The sequence below is a fragment of the Tenacibaculum sp. M341 genome (assembly GCF_004337695.1).
Taxonomy (GTDB): domain Bacteria; phylum Bacteroidota; class Bacteroidia; order Flavobacteriales; family Flavobacteriaceae; genus Polaribacter.
In genome coordinates, this window is sequence record NZ_SJXJ01000004.1 from 238862 (window position 1) to 257975 (window position 19114).

Consider the following 19114-nt stretch of genomic DNA (forward strand, 5'->3'; position numbering starts at 1 on the left):
AAACGATGAGTATAGAATTAGATAAAATAATCACACTCTACAGAAAGTTTACCAATGGTCAATATGTGGCATACGATCAGTTTAATGAGTTTTTAAATAGTTTTGAAGATCAAGACAGGCTATCAAGAGTATTATTAAGAGGTGTAGGTGTTGCATGTGGTTTACAACCAACTTTAGAGAAAGATAAAAGTATTAGCGTTTCTGTAGGAAACGCTAATACAACTGATGGGGATTTAATCCCTTTTTTAAAAGACATACGATATAGTCATTTTATAAATTATGATAATTTCAAAGCGTTATATCCTCCATTTTATAATGGAGATAACCAAATAAAATTATATGAGCTTGTTAGTAAAACTGAACTAAGTAAGGTTTCAGGAGCAAAATCATTGTCAAGTCTAGGGAATTTAGAAGATAAATATCTTGTATTTTATTTAGAGAGTTATGAAAAAGATATAAAACCATGTAGAGGAGTAGACTGTGATAATTATGGAGTAGAGCAAATAAAAAACTTAAAAGTATTACTGACAGATCAGGATGGAATAGAACATCTATCAAAAGATGATGTTGTATATTTTAGAAAAGATGCTAGTAAATTTTATGATAGTCTACAAGAGATAGTATTGGACAGACCACTATTAAATGAAAAGACCAATACTCAGACTCTCATAAATGATTTGTATTCAAACATTGTAAACGACAAAAATCTTCATGAGAGAATAGAGAAGAATTACAGGTTTATAACTGGTTTTTTTGAATATGAAGATGTATTTAAGGATTTGTCTCTTACAAAGCTTATAGAAGAACTTTCGGGAAGATCAAAAGAAATTGGAATTCAATATGTATATGCTTTTTTACGTGAGTTGATAAGTACTTACAATGAAATTAAGGAGTTGCTTCCTGAATTAAAGACATTGAAATTTCCTGATTTTAAGGCTTTTCAGAAGCATATTATGTTAGGTAGTTTGAATACAGAAAATAAAACTTACAGACATCAGTTTTATAAAAGTCCTGTTGTTGATGAGTTAGCTACTTTAGATAAGGTAATGTTATTGCTCGATAGGTCTAGAGATCAAGTAAAGAATGTTTTGAGTTTGAATATTGATTTAGGAACAATTAAAGTTATCCCTTCTTCTAAAGTTCCAAACATTGGAAAAAAAGCAATTCCTTTTTATTATTTAAATAAACAAAGTGGAGGTTTAACTGTTATAAATGCTTTGCAGACTAGAGTAATGATACCAAATGAATTGAATGATAATAACAATTCGATAAGACATTCTTGGGATTTTGAAACTACTGTAAATAGAGATTATCAAAATATATTAGGGTATCATGCTTCAAACACTAGTTTGCCAAGGCATGTTCAAAAGCCAATAGATTTTAATTTAGATCAAGCATCATTTTTTAGGGTTGAAGGACACCTAGGTAAGAATTATGAAGAAGCTAAAAAGTTTTTAGATGATTTAAGATTTGAAAAGCAACTAGATTTTGATGTTGTCTTAATTTCACTAGAAAAATTAGATCCAAATCAAGGTGATGAAACTAAAATTAACTATTTAGATTATTTAGAAAGACATCCAGATGTAGCTCATCATTCAGGAGTGTATGCAGGAGGAACATTTGTTATGATGTATGAATCAGAAACAAACCCAAAAGTTTTTGCAGATTTTACAATTCCTTATATCTGTTGTCCTACAAAATACAACTATTCATTATCAGCTCCGGTTTCAGAAGTTTGCCGAGGGGATGAGGATTTTATTCTAGTTGCAGAACCTTTGTTAGGGGAGGTAAAGGCTTTTATAAACGGTAATCAAATAGATGTAATAGAAAAAATAGCAGGACAAAATTATTTTATTCCAGCTAATATACCTGACTCCATAACAAAAGAGGAGATAAGTTTTACAGTAAATGATAAGCCTGTTGAAACAAAATTATCAGTGTTGCCAGATCCTAATGTGAATATTACCACATCAATAGCGTATTTCCAAGACGATAGCAACAGATTTGATGTAACATTTTCAGGGCTAGATTCAAAATATACGTATGAATTTGATTTTTATTCTGATGATTTATGGAAGGAAGTAAAGCCAAATGAAAAGGGACAGTACACGCATAAATATATGGTTTCTTCTGGTGAGTTAAAGGTTGAAGTGAAAGTTTTGGTTAAAGACACTGTCACAGGTTGTGTTTTGCTTGAGACTATTTTAGTAGAATCAGTTCCAGATATAGAAATTATTTCAGTTGATTATACTGAAGGAGGTTGCTGTAATGGATTGGAAATAGATAGTTTCTATTACCCAGAAGGAGAACGTTTTTGTATTGATGCAAGAAATGTAAATCAAGTATCAGTACCGTTTGCTATAGAGACTATTAATTCAAGACCATTTACAAAAGTAAAAGGACGTTACAAATTGTATTCAAATACCGATTGGATTGATTTTACGGTGTTGGATATCAATAATATTAGAACTCCAGTAATTGCTGGTCTCGGAGAATTTGATTTACAAATCAGTATTTCAGAAGATGGAAATGTTTGGACTGACTGGTATACTTGTCCAAGATTTATCTTAGATAAATGTGTAGTGTACAGTTAATATGATAAACGTTAAAACTAATTACACCTTCTTATTATAGAAACATGCAATGTTTCTAAATTAAACAATAACCCGAGTTAGATAAAAGCTGTCAGATATTATGAAAAAGCATTTAACTCGGGTTGTTTTATTTAACAATTTACTTTAAAAACATAAAAAATGGAAGAAAAAGATTTTTTCATAACAACTTGGCAAACCACAACAGATAATGAATCAATTACGATACCTATAAATTCAAATTTAACCTATAATTATGATGTTGATTGGGGGGATAATAACGAAATTTTTGAGGAGGGGTTTACAGGAGAAGCATCACATGTCTATACAGTTCCTGGAGAATATAAGGTAAGAATAAGAAGAACCTTTCCACATTTGTTTTTTAATAAGAAAGTAGGAAAAGATAAAATTATTAGTATCGATCAATGGGGTGCTATTTCTTGGGAGTCTATGTATGCTATGTTTCTAGGTTGTAAGAATCTTGTAGGTAAAGCAACTGACATTCCTGATCTTAATAGAGTTACCGATTTGTCCTACATGTTTTCAGAGGCACGTATGTTTAATCAACCTATAGGGAACTGGGATGTTAGTAATGTAACTAATATGTCTGGAATGTTCTCTTACAATACTTCTTTTAATCAAGATATAAGTACTTGGGATGTTGGTAATGTAACTAATATGAGGTCTATGTTTTCAGGGGCACGTATGTTTAATCAACCTATAGGAAACTGGAATGTAGGTAAGGTTACTAAAATGGCTAATATGTTCTCTAACTGTAGAGAGTTTAATCAGGATATAAGCGCTTGGAATATTAGTAAGGTTACAGATATGGAGTATATGTTTTATTTCGCCATGAATTTTAATCAACCTATAGAACAATGGGATGTTAGTAATGTTTCTAATATGAAAGCCATGTTTTCAGGAGCTGAGTCATTCAATCAGTCATTAGGATTATGGAACACGGTAAGCGTAATAGACATGGAAAGTATGTTTTTTATGGCAAAGGCTTTTAATCAACCTATAGAACAATGGGATGTTAGTAATGTTTCTAATATGAAAGCCATGTTTTCAGGAGCTGAGTCATTCAATCAAGATTTAAATGGATGGGATGTTGGTAATGTAACTAACATGAGTAGTATGTTCTACCAAAATAAAATTTTTAATGGGGCATTAGATAATTGGAATTTCAAACGGTTAAAAAGTTTAAATTCTATGTTTTTTGAAGCCACATCTTTTAATCAGGATTTAAATAAATGGAATGTCAGCACTGTAGTTGATATGGAGGGCGTTTTTTGGGGAGCAGAAATATTTAATGGGAATATTAGTGATTGGGATGTCAGTTCGGTTACAAATATGAAGAAAATGTTGTACGGAGCAAAGTTCTTTAATCAAGATATAGGTAGTTGGGATGTAAGTAATGTAACTAATATGGTTTCTACTTTTTCAGGTGCTGAAGTTTTTAATGCTAATATCAGTAATTGGGATGTTAGTTCAGTTACGATTATGCACTCAATATTTGCAAGAACAAAGCTATTTAATCAACCTATAGGAAATTGGGATGTAAGTAATGTAACTGATATGACCTCTATGTTTTATGGTGCTCTTGAGTTTAATCAACCTATAGGAAATTGGGATACATCTAAAGTGACTAATATGTCTACTATGTTTTATGAAGCTGAAAATTTTAACCAGCCTATAGGCGATTGGAATGTTAATAGTGTTAAATATATGAGAGGTATGTTTAGAGAAGCAATTTCTTTTAATGAACCTATAGAAAATTGGGATACATCTAAAGTAATTACTATGAATAGTATGTTTGCTAATGCACACAATTTCATTCAATCTATAGACAGGTGGGATGTAAGTAATGTTAGAGATATGCGGAGAATGTTTCAAGGAACTAGAAGTTTTAATCAGCCTATAGGAGATTGGGATGTAAGTAGTGTAACTGATATGGAGGCTATGTTTTATGATGCATCAGAATTTAACCAATCTATAAGCGATTGGGGGGTCGGTAAAGTTACTAATATGAAACAAATGTTTCAAAATGCAAAGTCCTTTAATCAGGATTTAGGTTCTTGGGATGTAAGTAGTGTAACTGATATGGAGGGTATGTTTTATGGTGCATCAGAATTTAACCAATCTATAAGTGATTGGAATGTCGGTAACGTCACTAATATGAAACAAATGTTTCGAAATGCAAAGTCCTTTAATCAGGATTTAGATTCTTGGGATGTAAGTAATGTAACTGATATGGAGAGTATGTTTGCTGGTGCTTCAGACTTTAATCAATTTATAGGAGATTGGAATGTTGGCAACGTCACTAATATGGGGGGTATGTTCTATGATGCTTCAGAGTTTAATCAACCTATAGGTGATTGGAATGTTAGTAAAGTAGCGCTTATGATCTCGATGTTTTCTAATGCTCAATCTTTTAATCAACCTATAGGTAATTGGGATATTGGTAATGTTAAAGAGTTTCAGGGAATGTTTTATGGAGCTTCAAAATTTAATCAACCTATAGGTGATTGGGATTTAAGTAGTATTACTAACACGTTCTATCTTTTTTTTCAAGCAAGCTCTTTTGATCAGTCTTTAGAGAACTGGGATGTTACTAATGTAATGGCTATGTCCGAAATGTTTCATGGGGTTAAACTTTCAACGGCTAATTACGATGCTACTTTAGAGAGTTGGAGTACTCAACAATTAAAGGGAAATGTAAGATTTGATGCAGGTGATAGTAATTATTGTTTAGCGGAAGAAGCTAGACAAAAAATTATAAATGATTTTGGTTGGAGAATTTCAGACACTGGTAAAGACCCAGAATGTGGTAAAGTAGATATTAACAAATCAACCATTACAGTTACACCAACAGAGGTATTTGCAGACGGAATTTCTACCTCAACCATCACTGTTCAGTTATTAGATACAAGTGGAATTAAAATTATTTCTGGAGGAGAAATAGTAGATATAAAAACTACTCTAGGAAATTTAAGCAATGTAACAGATAATTTAAACGGAATTTATACAGCGACTTTATCAAGTGAAGTAGAAGGTAATGCTGAATTGTCTTTTTCTGTAAATGGAGAAGAAAGTATTAATAAAGCTAATGTAAGTTTCCAAAAAGATACAGAGTCTTTTATTACAACTTGGCAAACTACTACAGATAATGAATCGATTACCATTCCAACCAAAGGAGATGGGTATGATTATACAGTAGACTGGGGTGATGGAACTGTAGACTCAGCTATAACGGGCAATATCACACATATTTACGCCAATGAAGGTGTGCACACTATTAAAATAAAAGGAGATTTTCCTAGAATATTTTTTAATAATCAAGGAGATAAGGATAAAATTTTAACTATAGAACAATGGGGTGTTATTAAATGGGAGTCAATGAATTTAGCCTTTTCAGGTTGTTCTAAGTTAATTTCAAAAGCTATAGATGCTCCAGATTTATTACTAGTTACTAGTATGCGAAATATGTTTCAAAAGGCAAGTCTATTCAATGGAGATTTAAGTCTTTGGAATACTTCTAATGTTGAAGATATGTTTGGGGTGTTTCATGAAGCAGAGTCTTTTAATGGAGATATCAGTACCTGGAATACAGTCAGGGTTATTAACATGTCTTACATGTTTAATGGAGCGAAAATCTTTAATCAAGATTTGGTGACAAGAGAAAATGTTTGGGATGTTAGTAGTGTAACTTTAATGCATAATATGTTTCAAAATGCAGAGTCTTTTAATGGAGATATCAGTACCTGGAATACAGTCAGGGTTATTAATATGTCTTACATGTTTAATGGAGCTAAAATGTTTGATCAAGATTTGGTGACAAGAGAAAATGTTTGGAATGTTAGTAGTGTTACTAGCATGAAAGCTATGTTTTCAGGGGCTGAAACTTTCAATGGAGATATTAGTACTTGGAATACAAGTAAAGTTACTGATATGAGTTTTATGTTTAATGGAGCAAAGGTTTTTGCTCAAGACTTAATAACAAAAGGAAATATATGGAATGTTAGTAATGTTACTAATATGTTAGCAATGTTTCAGAATGCTAAAAAGTTTAATGGAGATTTGAATAGCTGGGATGTTAGTAGTGTTACCAATATGGCGAGTATGTTTTCAGGAGCAAGTGTATTTAATCAAGATATTAAATGGGGAGAAAAAGTAAACAATGTTATTAATATGTTAGGAATGTTTTCAAGAGCAAGTGTATTTAATGGAGACATTAGTGAATGGAATGTAGGTAATGTTCTTAATATGGCTAATATGTTTCAAATAGCAGATTTGTTTGATAGAGATTTAAGTAATTGGGATGTAAGTAAGGTAACTAATATGCATAGAATGTTTCGTGCAGCTAGTTCTTTCGACCAAAGCCTTGGAAATTGGAATGTAAGTAATGTTACAGATATGTCTGAAATGTTTAAATCTGCGAAACTTTCTACAGAAAACTATGATGCCTCTTTGATAGGTTGGAGTAAACAAAATTTACAAGAAAATGTTCCTTTTGACGGAGGAAATAGCAATTATTGTGATGGAGAAAAAGCAAGGGGAAATATTATTTCTAAGTTTAATTGGTCTATTACAGATTCAGGAAGAGATATAGCTTGTGTTCAATTAGATTTAACTAAATCTATTATTACAGCAGTTCCGCAGAATATAAACATTAATAAAGAAGAATCATCTTTAATTACCGTTCAGTTAAAAGACGAATTTGGAAATGATTTTACAAGACCTACTGAGTTAGTAAGTATTGCTTCAACAAAAGGAGTTACAAGTACTATTCAGAATTTAGGAAATGGGCTTTATCAAACTGAATTGAGAGATGATTCTGTAGGTACAGCAATAGTATCGTTTAAAGTTGGAGCAGAAAAAGGAATACAAAATACTTTAGTTAGTTTTTATCAACCGTTAGGTTGTCAAGTTTCTTTTAATATAAAAGCGGATCAAACAATTACAGGAGCAAAGGGGAGATATAGAAGAATATATGATGAACCTATTGATGCAACAATTCCTTGGATAACTTTTGAGATTACAAACTTTAATAATCCTTCAACGCCTTTATTAAGGGAAGCAGCAGAGTATGAGTTAGAGGTAATGATTCAAGGAGTAAATGGAGTTTGGACAGATTGGTATAAGCATTCATCTTTTGTTATTAATGGATGTGAGCAAAATCAAGAGAATGTATTAGAAATTTACAAAGGAAATTGCTTCAGTATATTAGGTGATAAAGTAAAAGTTTACCTTAAGACAGGAGATACAAGCAAGGTGTATTTGTATAGAGATGCAGACTTTAGTATTCCTTTTAATGGAAATAATGAATCTTATGTTATTGTAAGTAAGCCGTCATATTCAGATTATGAGAGGAGAAGTTTAGTCCCAATTTCAACTATTGAGTTTAAAGTAAGAGAAGATGGAGAAATGCATGGAATAGTTCCATGTAATTCATACGATAGCTAATTATAATCTTACCAATATGTCTAAAAAGAAACAATTATTTGTTTCTATACAAAACACCCTGAGTTAAATCAAAAGATTTTAAGATACGAAGACAAAGAGATTTAACTCAGGTTATTTAACTAATTATATTTAAAATATTTTAAATGGAAGAAAAAGAATTTTTTATAACAACTTGGCAAACTACAACAGATAACGAATCAATTACGATACCTACTATAGGGGGTGGGTATAATTACACTATTAGATGGGATGATAGTAATATAGATGAAAGGGTAACAGGATCAGCAACATTTACATATAAAGAACCAGGTATTCATACAATAAAAATTGGAGGACAATTTCCTAGAATATATTTTAATAATAAAGGAAATAAAGATAAAATGTTATCTATAGAGCAATGGGGGAGTATTCAATGGGAGACTTTTACAGGGGCTTTTTATGGATGTTCTAATTTGATATTAAATACTTTAGATGTACCAGATTTATCAAGGGTGTCTGATATGAGTTTTATGTTTGCATTTACAAAGAAGTTGAACTCAGGTTTGAGTAAATGGAATGTAGAAAATGTTACTAACATGTCAAACATGTTTTTGTTTTCAGAAGGTTTTAATGCTGATATCAGTGATTGGAATGTTGTCAATGTTGAAAACATGTCTACCATGTTTAGAGGTGCTGTTTCGTTTAATAGAGATTTAAGCAAATGGGGAGATAAAGTAGCTAAAGTTACTGATATGTCATCTATGTTTTATGGAGCAAAAGAGTTTAATGAAAATATCAGTAATTGGAATGTTAGTAGAGTCATTGACATGTCGTTTATGTTTTCTGGAGCAGAGAAATTTAATATAGATATCAGTGATTGGAATGTGGTTAATGTTGAAAACATGTCTGCTATGTTTCAATCAGCAAGTTCCTTTAGTGTTGATATAAGCGAATGGCAAGTGAATAAAGTTACTGATATGTCGTTTATGTTTTCTGGAACAGAAGAATTTAATGCTGATCTAAGTAAATGGAAGGATAAACTGGGAAAAGTTACCACAATGAAAGGTATGTTTCAGTCTACCAAAAAGTTTAATGCTGATATAAGTGAATGGGACGTTAATAATGTTACCGATATGTCAGTTATGTTTTCAAGAGCAGAGGTTTTTAATGCTGATATAAGTAGATGGAATGTTAGTCGTGTTGTTGATATGGGTACAATGTTTCAGTCCACCAAAAAGTTTAATGCAGATATCAGTGAATGGGATGTAAGTAAAGTTAAGAACATGTCAGTTATGTTTTCTGGAGCAGAAGAGTTTAACGCAGATTTAAGCAAATGGAAGGATAAACTATGGAATGTTACTACTATGAAAGGTATGTTTCAGTCTACAAAGAAGTTTAATGCCGATATCAGTGAATGGAATGTAAGTAATGTAACGAATATGAGATTTATGTTTTCAAATTCATTATTATTTGATAGAGATATTGGTAATTGGAATGTAGAAAATGTTAAAGATATGGGGGCTATGTTTAATAATTCAAAACTATCCACCACAAATTATGATGCATTATTAATAGGTTGGAGTAAATTGACCTTAGAGCCCAATGTAGGATTTGATGGAGGTAGAAGTAATTATTGTAAAGCAGAAGAAGCTAGAGCAGAAATAATTCGTAAATATAAATGGGGTATTACAGATGATGGTAAAGATCTTTTATGTGGTAAACAAATCATTGATGTGTATACATCAACAATTACAGCCCAACCAACAGAAGTAATAGCTGATGGTGTCTCTGTTTCAACAATAACTGTCCAGTTGTTAGATACAAATGGAGTTAAGGTTACAGAAGGAGGAGAGACAGTAACTATAAAAACTACTCTAGGAAATTTAAGTAATGTAACAGATAATTTAAACGGAACGTATACAGCTACCTTATCAAGTACTACATCAGGAAAAGCAGAAGTTTCTTTTTCTATTAAAGAGGAAGATAGTACAAATAAAGCCAATGTAAGTTTTGTAGAAGACACAGAGTCTTTTATAACAACTTGGCAAACTATAACAGACAATGAATCGATTACCATTCCTACAAGAGGAAGTGAGTATAATTACACAGTAGATTGGGGAGATGGTTTTACTGAGTCTGAACTCAGAGGAAATGCTACACATATATATGCAAAACCAGGAATCTATACTGTTAAAATAAAAGGCAGTTTTCCTCAGATATTTTTTAATAATCAAGGAGATAAAGATAAAATATTAACCATTGAGCAATGGGGAATTATTCAATGGAAAGCTATGAATAATGCATTTCACGGTTGTTCTAATTTAACATCAAATGCTTCAGATGCTCCAGATTTATCTTTAGTTACTACTACGTATGGAATGTTCAATCAAGCTACTTCATTTAATGCTGATTTAAATGATTGGGATGTGAGTAATGTTACTAATATGTCGTTAATGTTTGCATATGCATCTATTTTTAATGGAGATATAAGTAATTGGGATGTAAAGAGTAGTAAATATATGTCAGGAATGTTTTGGCACGCGTCAATGTTTAATCAAGACATAAGTAACTGGAATGTAAGTGGAGTTATAGATATGTCACTTATGTTTTATTTTGCTGTTAAATTCAATAAGGATTTAAGTAAATGGAATGAGAAAGTAAGTCAAGTTGAACTTATGGGTAATATGTTTGGAAATGCTATTTTGTTTGATGGAAACATTGGAGGTTGGAATGTTAATAACGTTACTCATATGTCTTCAATGTTTAACGGAGCAAAAGCATTTAATTCAGATATAAGTAACTGGAATGTAAGTAAAGTTGAAAACATGAATTTTATGTTTTCTGGAGCAATTTCATTTAATCGAGATTTGAGCAAATGGAATGTCTCTAAAGTTACTAATATGAGATGTATGTTTCAAGGGGCTAAAAAATTTAATGCAAACTTAAATGATTGGAACGTTAGTGAAGTAACAGATATGGATTGTATGTTTGCTAGTGCTTCTGAATTTAGTAGTGATTTGTATAAATGGAAAGATAAATTAGGAAAAGTAGAGAGGATGTCTCAAATGTTTTCTAATACTGAAGTATTCAATTCGGATATAAGTACTTGGGATGTTAGTAATGTAATTGATATGAATGCAATGTTTTTTAATGCTAAATCTTTTAATCAAGATATTAGTAATTGGAATGTTGGAAATGTTACTAATATGCATAGAATGTTTATGTCTGCTAGTTCTTTCGATCAAGATATAGGAGATTGGAATGTAAGTAATGTTATAGATATGTCTGAAATGTTTAAATCAGCAAAACTTTCTACAGAAAACTATGATGCCTCTTTGATAGGGTGGAGTAAACAAAAATTACAAGAAAATGTTCCTTTTGACGGAGGAAATAGCAATTACTGTGATGGAGAGAAAGCAAGGGAAGATATTATTTCTAAATTCAATTGGACGATTACAGATTCAGGAAGAGATATAGCTTGTGTTCAATTAGATTTAACTAAATCAACCATTACAGCACTTCCGCAAAATGTAAATATTAATAAGGGTAAATCCTCTTTGATAACTGTTCAGTTGAAAGACGAATTAGGAAATAGTTTTACAAGATCTACTGAGTTGGTAAGTATTGCTTCAACAAAAGGAGTTGTAAATACTATTCAAAATTTAGGAAATGGACTTTACCAAACGCAATTAAGAGACGATTCTGTAGGTACCGCAATCGTTTCTTATAAAGTCGGAGAAGAAAATGGAATCCAAAATGCTTTAGTAAGTTTTTATAAACCATTAGGATGCCAAATAGCTTTTAATATTAAGGCAGATCAAGATATAACAGGAGCAAAAGGTAGATACAGGTTAGTTTCTAATTCAGAAGCAAGAAGTGAAACCTCTTGGAATGTGTTTGATATACTTGATTTTAATAATTCGCTAACTCCTTTAATTAGAGAGGAAGGAGAGTATCAATTGGAGGTTATGATTAAAGGTTTGAATGGAGTTTGGACAGATTGGTATTCGCATTCATCGTTTATAATTAATGATTGCCAAGCGGTTGAAGGTGCTTCTGTAGAGGTTTATAAGGGGGATTGTAAGGCTGTAATTCGAGGTAAAATCAAACTCTTTTTTGAGAATAATGATGCTGGAATTAAGTTGTATAAAGATGCGAGTTTAAGAATTCCTTTTGACGGAAATGATGAGTCTTATGTGGTTCTTGATGAGGTTTCAGAATCAGATGCAAGTAGAGAGGTTGCTGTAGTTAAAACAGTTGTTTTTAATGTAAGTAATGAGGGGATTGTTTCTAATTTGCGTCCTTGTAGTTTAGGTGATGTTTCTGATAATGTTGAAGATGAATCTTAAGCAATAAATTAAATGATAATAAAAAAAGCTGTCTAAAATTTTTAGACAGCTTTTTGCTTTTGGTTATATATTTTCAATTAGTCCACTAAAGGTGGAATTCTTAATACTTGACCAGGATAAATTTTATCAGGGTGAGATAACATTGGTTTGTTAGCTTCAAAAATTACAGGATACTTCATCGCATCGCCATAAAATTCTTTAGCTATTTTACCTAAAGTATCTCCACTCATCACAGTATGGAATTGTGCCATTTCTTCAACAGCAACTTCTTCTACTTCAGCAACAGTCATGTTATCTTCAACAGTAGCAATACCTTCAGTATTACCAACCACTAAAACAACTTTTTCTTTAGTCGCTAAATCAGCAGCTTCTCCTGTAATAGTTGCTTTGTCATCATCAACACTAACATTTAAATCAGCTACTGATAATTCTAATGCATTTACAGCATCAACTAGTTTTCCAGCTTTTTCTGCAGCTTCTTCTTCAGTAGTTTTACCTATTCCGAAAACTTTAGCACCTGCATTTTTAATAAATGAAAATAAACCCATTCTTTTAATTTTTTGTTATTAATATTTGTTCTATTGTATAAGCAATATACAAATTTTATACCATAAAATTATTTTTTAATCTATTCAAAAGAGTTCCAACCTTGAGCTTTTAATTTAATTTGCTGATTAGCACGAGTTATTAAATTTTTACCAACGTTTTCTTCAGTAATATGACCAATGACAGTAAAATTTGGATTTCCTTTTAATTTGTCAAAATCATCCATAGAAATGGTAAAAAGTAACTCATAATCTTCACCACCACTTAAAGCTACCATAGTAGAATCTATTTCAAATTCCTCGCAGGTTGAAATCACTTGAGGATCTAAAGGAAGCTTGTCTTCGTAAATATTGCAACCAACTTTGCTTTGTGTACAAATGTGCATTATTTCTGAAGATAAACCATCAGAAATATCAATCATAGATGTTGGTTTAATATCTAGGTCTTTTAATAATTTTACCACATCTTTTCTAGCTTCAGGTTTTAGTTGACGTTCAACTAGGTATGAGTAAGCTTCTAAGTCTGGTTGACTTTGAGGGTTTACTTTAAAAACTTCTTTTTCTCTTTCTAAAACTTGTAATCCAAGATAAGCACCGCCAATATCACCTGTTACAACAATTAAATCATTAGGTTTTGCACCATCTCTATATACAATATCTTCTTTTTTAGCACTTCCCAATGCTGTAATAGAAATAAGTATTCCTTTGGTAGAAGAAGTAGTATCACCTCCAATTAAATCAACTTTATAAGTATCACAAGCTAATTGAATTCCTGTATATAATTCTTCTAAAGCCTCTAAAGGAAATCTATTAGAAACAGCTAAAGAAACAGTTATTTGTGTAGCTTCTGCATTCATAGCATATACATCTGATAAATTTACCATCACAGCTTTATATCCTAAATGTTTTAGAGGTACATAGCTAAGATCAAAATGTACGCCTTCAACTAAAAGATCAGTCGTAATTAAGGTTTCATTCGCATCAGAAATCACTGCACAATCATCACCAATTCCTTTTTTTGTTGTTTCCTGACCTACTTTAAAGTATTTTGTTAAATGATCTATCAAACCAAATTCTCCTAATTCAGCTAAAGATGTTGCCTTTTTATTTTTGTCTTCTAACATGTTGCAAAGATAAAATGTTAAATTTATTCATTAGTTGACTAATTGAATAAAAAATATTTATAACTTCGTAATGTAACTAATTTACAAACCCTTAAACCTTTCTTAACATGAAAAAAATAATTCTTCTATCGTTATTTGCTATTTTCATATTCTCATGCTCTTCAGATGATCCAACACCAAATAACCCGCCAGATATGGGAGATACTGGAGGTGATTCAGGTGGAGATGACGGCGGAGACGATAACACAGGAGGAGACGGAGATGATGGAAGTGGAGATTCAGGAGGTACAAGAACACTTTGTGTGAACGGTTTTGCAGGATCTTATCCTTGTAACGATTATGATTTAATGGCTGTAATCGATAATGCAACATTAGCTGGTTCTGCTAGTAGTTCAGGAAGTGATATTTGGGGATGGACAGATGCTACAACATCTAAAGAATATGCAATAATTTGTATGTCTAATACAACGGCTTTTGTAGATGTAACAGATCCAATTAATCCGGTATTTTTAGGTAGATTAAATTCAAGTGCAGGAAGTAATTCTTGGAGAGATGCTAAAGTTTATGGAAACTATGTTTACATTGTTGCGGATAATGTTGGATCTCATGGTATGCAGGTTTTTGATTTAACTAAGCTAAGAAATGTAACTTCACCAGTAAACTTTACTGCTGACACAGTTTATACTGGAGTAGGTAGTTGTCATAATATTGTAATAAACGAAAGTAAAGGCATGGCATACTTAGTTGGATGTAGAAGTGCCAATGGAGGAGGTCCTATTTTTATAGATATTTCTGATCCGTTAAATCCAACTTCATTAGGCAATTACAGTGGAGATGGATATTCTCACGATGCTCAGGTTGTTACTTATAATGGTCCAGATGCAGAGCATGCAGGTAAGGAAATTTATATTGGTAGTAATGAGAATGAAGTAGTGGTTTTAGATGTTACAGATAAAGCAAATGTGACTAAAATTTCTTCAATTAGCTATCCTCAAATAGGATATACACATCAAGGTTGGTTTACAGATAATCAAGAGTACTTTATTTTAGGAGATGAAACTGACGAACAAAGTTTCGGATTTAATACTCGTACCTTAATTTTTGATTTGAGAGATTTAGATAATCCTGTTTTATCTTCTACTTATACAGGAGAAACGCGCGCAATAGATCATAATGGATATGTAAAAGGAAACTTATATTATATGGCTAACTATAGGGCAGGAATACGTGTTTTAGATATTTCAAATATTTCAGCAGCTACAAACTCTATGGACGAAGTTGGTTTCTTTGATACGTATCCAAGCAATGACAATGCTTCATTTAATGGAGCATGGAGTGTGTATCCGTATTTTGCTAGTGGAAATATCATTATAAGTGATATTGAAAGAGGTTTATTTATAGTTAGAAAATCAGGAACTTAATTTTGAGAGGAATAACTATTCTAATACTTATCGTACTTTTTGGATGTTCTGAAGAGAAAATAGTACCCCAAAAAGAAGTTAAAATTGATTTTGTTAAAACGGTAGGAGGTTCCAGAAATGAAGTGGGAAGTTCTGTAGTAAGTACTCAAGATAATGGTTATATTATTTTGGGATATGCAGATAGTAATGATGGTGATTTAAACTTTAAAACTACTACAGATTCTGATTATTTTGTATTAAAATATAATGCAAATGACGAATTAGAATGGTCTAAAGTTTACGGAGGATCTAAAGATGATAGAGGGCTGCAAATAATTCAAACTTCCGACAACGGATTTGCAGTTTTTGGTTTTAGCGAGAGTGATGATAATGATGTTACTGTAAATAATGGTAATTCTGACTTTTGGATCACAAAATTGAATACTTCAGGAAACATAGTTTGGGAAAAATCGTTTGGCTTTTCTGGAAGAGATAATGGTAGTTCTTTAATAGCAACTTCAGATAATGGCTTTCTACTTGTAGGAGAATTAGATATAACTGCTTCTGGAGGAATGGGAAGATCTAGTTCAAACAACAATCGTCATGCAGGAGGAGATTATTGGGCAATAAAATTAAATTCTTCTGGAGATAAAGAATGGAGCAATTTTTATGGAGGTAATTTTACTGAAACTCCTCAAGACGTAGTTCAAACAACCGATGGATTCATTATTACAGGTTTTTCGGATAGTATTGATGTAGATATTTCTAATAATAAAGGAACTTATGACTTTTGGGTTGTAAAAATAGATAACCAAGGAAAATTAATTTGGGAAAAATCATTTGGAGGTACTCAAATTGATGAATCTTACGGTATAGAAAAAACAAATGATGGAAATTTTGTTATAGTTGGTAGTACTAGAAGTAGTGATACAGACGTTTCAAGTAATAGTGGAGGTGGAGAATTATGGTTGATAAAAATCTCTTCAGAAGGCAAACTTATTTGGGAGAAAACTTTTGGAGGTGCTAGTTTTGATGTTGGTAGAGCAATACATAAAACGAACAATGGAGATTTATTAATAGGAGGTAGCTCAAGAAGTACGAATGACGGATTTTCGAATAATGGAGAAAATGATGCTTGGGTTTTTAAAATTTCTTCTGAAGGTAATTTAATTTGGCAGAAATTTATAGGGGGCAGTAAGCTAGACTTCCTTTACGATATTACAGAGTTACAAGATGAATCTATTGTTGCAGTTGGGGAAAGTACCAGTAACGATTTAGATATACCAGAAAACAAAGGTTTTTCAGATTTATTAATCATCAAAATAAAATAAAAAATGATCAAAAAAGCGTCTATACTTTTAATGATAGTTATGCTGTTTTTAAGTTGTTCAAATAATGACGATTTAAAGTTAGAAAACAAAAAAGTTACATTAAATTTTATCCATTCTTGGGATGATACTTCGGTTACTAAAGCAGATTTTAATGATGTAAAGTTTACAAACGAAAATGGAGAGCAACTTAGCATTGAAAGATTAAGGTATCTTGTTTCTAAAATTAGTTTGATAGATCAAAATAGTAATGAAACTCAACTGAGTGATTATTTATTGGTTGATTTAGGCGAAGAAAATAATTTAAGCTTTTCTGCAAGTAAATTTTTATTAGAAGGAACTTATACTTTAAAGTTTAATTTTGGTTTTGACGATATAGATAATCAGAATAATTATACAGATTTAAATTCGGCTAGTTTTAATGTGCCAGATATGTTAGGTGGAGGTTACCATTATATGCAGTTTGATGGTAAATATACAAGTACTACAAATACCACTCCGTCAGCATTTAACTATCACGCAATAAAAGCGGTTGATGTAAAGTTTCCTGAAGATCCTGTTAGAGAATCAAAGGACACTTCTTTTGCCGTAAGTTTAAGTAATATTCAAGTAGGATCTAGCAATGATTTGGTAATCAATATTAATATGAACATTGCAGAGTGGTTTAAAAACCCTGAAACTTGGGATTTAAACATGTTAAATACAGTATTAATGCCAGATTATGATGCTCAAATATCGATGAATGCGAATGGTAAAACAGTATTTAGTTTAAAATAATGACATGTAGAATACTATACATTTTTATTCTCATAATAATTACTTCTTGTTCTTCAGGTAATGAAGAACAAGAAGTGTATACACCTGTGTCACTTAATTTACAAGTGCCAGAGTTATTTAAAAATCAATTAATAGCTCCTGTTGTACCAACAGACAATCCACTTACTCAAGAAGGTGTTTCTTTAGGTAAAAAACTTTTTTTCGATAAACTTCTTTCAAAAGATAATACAGTTTCTTGTGCATCTTGTCATAATCCAGCTAAGGCTTTTACTGATAATTCACAATTTAGTGAAGGAGTAAATGGTACTGTTGGAGTAAGAAATTCTATGCCTCTTTTCAATTTAGCTTGGAATTTTGATGAGCGATTTGCTTGGGACGGAAAAGAGTTTGGTTTAGAAAAACAAGCTTTAGAACCAGTAACAAATCATTTAGAAATGAATAGTGACTGGCAAGAAGTTGTAAATAAATTACAGCAAGATGCTGAATATCCAAAACTATTTCGTCAAGCTTTTGGAAATGTAGAGATTACTTCAGATTTAGTTACGAAAGCAATTGCTCAATTTGAAAGAACTTTAATTTCGAGTAATTCTAAGTTCGATCGTTTTTTAAGAGGAGAAGTTTCTTTAACTCCAGAAGAACAAAATGGTTTTAATGTGTTTATGGATGAAGCCAGAGGTGATTGTTTTCATTGCCACGGAAGTGATAAAAATCCACTTTGGACAGATAATAAGTTTCATAATAATGGCTTAGATGCTACTTTTTCAGATCTAGGATTGGGTGCTGTAACAGGTGATCCTAATGATAATGGAAAGTTCAGATCTCCTTCGTTAAGAAATTTAGCATTTACAGCTCCTTACATGCACGATGGACGTTTTGCTACTTTAGACGAAGTAATAAATCATTATTCAGAAGGATTAAAATTTTCTTCAACAATAGATCCTTTAATGAAACAAGTAGATAGAGGTGGAGTTCAGTTATCTGATACCGATAAAGCAGATTTGAAAGCCTTTTTATTATCTCTAACCGATAATGACTTCATTAATAATCCTTCATTTCAGGAATAAATTTTCAACTTTTTCTTTATTTATAGTTAAATTTTATATAGCTATAAAGGATATTCATTTTAAAAAATGACAAAAATCATATTTTGTGACTATCTTTGTTCCCCATTTTGGGTTTTAATCTATTTTAATTATGATAAAAGTTTCAGATACAGCAAAAAAGAAAGTCGTAGAATTAATGACAGATGATGGTTTTGATGCTACAACAGACTATGTTAGAGTTGGAGTAAAAAGCGGAGGTTGTTCAGGGTTATCATATGATTTAAGTTTTGATAAGGATACTCAAGAAAATGATAAGGTTTTTGAAGAGAATGACGTGAGAATTGTAGTTGATAAAAAAAGCTTTTTATACCTAGTAGGTACAACTTTAGAATACTCTGGAGGATTAAACGGAAAAGGATTTGTTTTTAACAATCCTAATGCAAATAGAACTTGTGGTTGTGGAGAAAGTTTTTCTTTATAGAAAAACTGATAACTGATAATTGATTACTGAA

At 31.5% G+C, this 19114-nt stretch carries 10 protein-coding genes; 8 read left to right on the plus strand and 2 right to left on the minus strand.

Features of this window, described 5'->3' with window-relative positions; all coding sequences use genetic code 11:
* The first annotated feature begins 5 nt into the window (after nucleotides 1–5).
* From EYW44_RS06250 to EYW44_RS06260, 3 genes are all read left to right on the plus strand, one after another.
* Nucleotides 6–2594: a hypothetical protein gene (locus EYW44_RS06250; RefSeq protein ID WP_132722813.1), complete on the plus strand. Its 2589-nt coding sequence runs from the start codon at nucleotides 6–8 to the stop codon at nucleotides 2592–2594.
* Nucleotides 2595–2753: 159 nt separating this feature from the next.
* Nucleotides 2754–8057 carry a BspA family leucine-rich repeat surface protein gene (locus EYW44_RS06255; RefSeq protein WP_132722814.1) on the plus strand — a complete coding sequence of 1768 codons (5304 nt, stop codon included), beginning with the start codon at nucleotides 2754–2756 and terminating at the stop codon, nucleotides 8055–8057.
* A 143-nt stretch (nucleotides 8058–8200) separates the two neighbouring features.
* A complete protein-coding gene (locus EYW44_RS06260) occupies nucleotides 8201–12385 on the plus strand; it encodes a BspA family leucine-rich repeat surface protein (protein WP_132722815.1) in 4185 nt (1394 codons plus the stop codon).
* Nucleotides 12386–12462: 77 nt separating this feature from the next.
* Here EYW44_RS06260 and lysM read toward each other — a convergent pair whose 3' ends face one another.
* Complete coding sequence (gene lysM / locus EYW44_RS06265) at nucleotides 12463–12933, minus strand: peptidoglycan-binding protein LysM (protein ID WP_132722816.1); 471 nt, start codon at nucleotides 12931–12933, stop codon at nucleotides 12463–12465.
* 80 nt (nucleotides 12934–13013) lie between these two features.
* Nucleotides 13014–14054: a thiamine-phosphate kinase gene (thiL, locus tag EYW44_RS06270; protein WP_132722817.1), complete on the minus strand. Its 1041-nt coding sequence runs from the start codon at nucleotides 14052–14054 to the stop codon at nucleotides 13014–13016.
* Nucleotides 14055–14161: 107 nt separating this feature from the next.
* Between thiL and EYW44_RS06275 the strand changes: the two genes are divergently transcribed.
* The 5 genes from EYW44_RS06275 (at nucleotide 14162) to EYW44_RS06295 (ending at nucleotide 19083) form a co-directional block, all read left to right on the plus strand.
* A complete protein-coding gene (locus EYW44_RS06275; RefSeq protein WP_132722818.1) occupies nucleotides 14162–15475 on the plus strand; it encodes a choice-of-anchor B family protein in 1314 nt (437 codons plus the stop codon).
* A 2-nt stretch (nucleotides 15476–15477) separates the two neighbouring features.
* The gene (locus EYW44_RS06280; RefSeq protein ID WP_243643611.1) at nucleotides 15478–16785 is read left to right on the plus strand and encodes a hypothetical protein; all 1308 of its coding nucleotides are present in this window, start codon (nucleotides 15478–15480) and stop codon (nucleotides 16783–16785) included.
* Nucleotides 16786–16788: 3 nt separating this feature from the next.
* Complete coding sequence (locus tag EYW44_RS06285) at nucleotides 16789–17559, plus strand: MbnP family protein (protein ID WP_132722820.1); 771 nt, start codon at nucleotides 16789–16791, stop codon at nucleotides 17557–17559.
* Nucleotides 17559–18623, plus strand: a complete 1065-nt coding sequence (locus EYW44_RS06290) for a cytochrome-c peroxidase (RefSeq protein ID WP_132722821.1) — start codon at nucleotides 17559–17561, stop codon at nucleotides 18621–18623. Before EYW44_RS06285 ends, EYW44_RS06290 begins: the two co-directional genes overlap by 1 nt.
* Before the next feature lie 130 nt (nucleotides 18624–18753).
* Entirely contained in the window at nucleotides 18754–19083 is a 330-nt protein-coding gene (locus tag EYW44_RS06295) for a HesB/IscA family protein (protein ID WP_132722822.1), read from the plus strand.
* Nucleotides 19084–19114: the final 31 nt, after the last annotated feature.